Here is a 1,565-nt window from a genome sequence, read left to right on the forward strand (position 1 = left end):
CCCAGGTCAAGCTGGATGTCCATAGGATTGATATGGTGGGGGCTGTCCGGGGCGATCTCAATGACCTGCCCGCCCAGCCGCCGCACCAGCGGCGCATATTCGCCCATCGGGTCCACCACAATGATCCGGTCCTTGGTCGCCAGGAATACATTGATAAGCTCACGCTTGGCGGCAAAGCTCTTGCCGGAGCCGGTGGAGCCCAGGTACATCCCGTTGGCTGATTTCAGTTTCTTCCGGTCCGCCATGATGACATTGTGGGAAAGGGCATTCATGCCGTAGTAGAGGGCCTGCCCGCCCATGCGGAGCTCCCGGGTCATAAAGGGCACAAAAATGGCGGTGGAGCTGGTGGTCATGCCCCGCTGGATCTCCACCTCGTTGTAGCCCAGCACCAGAGAGGACACAAAGCCCTGCTCCTGCTGCCAGTCCAGCCGCTTGATGGCGCAGTTGTATTTCTGCGCGATGCCGTTCACCGTGAACACATCGTTTTCCAACCGCTGGAGGGTGGGAGCCATGTTCACCACCGTAAAGGTCAGCAAAAACATTCGCTCGTTCCGGGACTGGAGGTCGGCCAGCAGGTCCGCCGCGTCTTTGGAGAAGGTAATGAGGTCAGGCGGGAGAATGTCGGGATCATACCCGGCCCGGATCGCCTTTTTCTGCTCCTCCACCTTCATCTTGTCGATGTCGGACACCTTGCCCTTGATGGTCTTGATGGCCTTGAGCTGGTCCACCGTCTGAATGTGCATGGTGACGGTCAGCTCCGCGTCCAGCTCCAGGATTTCCCGCAGCAGCTTGTCCGAGAGCTCCGAGGCCAGGATTTGCAGGTAGGACACCGCCCCGTGGTAGGGCCCCACCTTGAAGGTGCGGACACGGGAGAAGTCAAACCCGGCGCTGGGGGCAACGGCGTCCTTGGTGCCCATGCCCGTGCGGGAGATGTCCTTCCAGGAGAACCGGAAAGGCTCACGGCTGCCGGGGTGGGTCTGACTGTAAAGCACCCCCAGCCGCTCCTGTCCGTCCAGAGGGTGGGACTGGACGCCCAGCCGGTGCAGGTTGCCTACCACATCGGCCTCCACCCGCTCCAGCCGGGGCCGGGCCTCGCCCAGCGTCCCGGCGGGGACGCCGAAGGTGATGTACTTGGCCCGGTCAATGCCGTTGTTGCTCTTGGCAATCTGCCCTTTGAGCATGGACACGAACTCGCCCCGGATGCTGTCAAACTCGTCCGCCTGCATGGGGATATTCACTTTGTACCGGCTGGCGGCATGGGAACGGCGGTTGACGAAGGAGAGCTGGAACGGCAGGGCGCTGTCAAAGTAGTTGAGAAAGGCGCTCCAGCCGTTGAAGATGGCCGACTGGTCCTCCGTGGAAGCCACCGAGTAGTTGATGTCCTCATATTCCACGGTCTTGGTGAACAGGCCGCCGGGGAGCTGACACACCCCGTCCGGGTACATCGCCACATAGGGGATCGTCTGCTGGGCGGACACCATGCCCCGGCCCCGGCGGTCAGCCCTTGCGGGCCTTTTTCTTTGCGTGCTTGTGCTTTGCAATCGCATCCTCCTTTTTTGCAGCGC

At 61.7% G+C, this 1,565-nt stretch carries 1 protein-coding gene; it reads right to left on the bottom strand.

Features of this window, described 5'->3' with window-relative positions:
• The coding region (locus B5G42_RS17490; RefSeq protein ID WP_206406218.1) for a VirB4-like conjugal transfer ATPase, CD1110 family at nt 1–1,445 on the bottom strand (1,445 nt) is incomplete at its 3' end.
• Nucleotides 1,446–1,565: the final 120 nt, after the last annotated feature.

Origin of the sequence: Flavonifractor sp. An91 (assembly GCF_002159225.1) — a bacterium.
GTDB classification, from domain to species: domain Bacteria; phylum Bacillota; class Clostridia; order Oscillospirales; family Oscillospiraceae; genus Flavonifractor; species Flavonifractor avicola.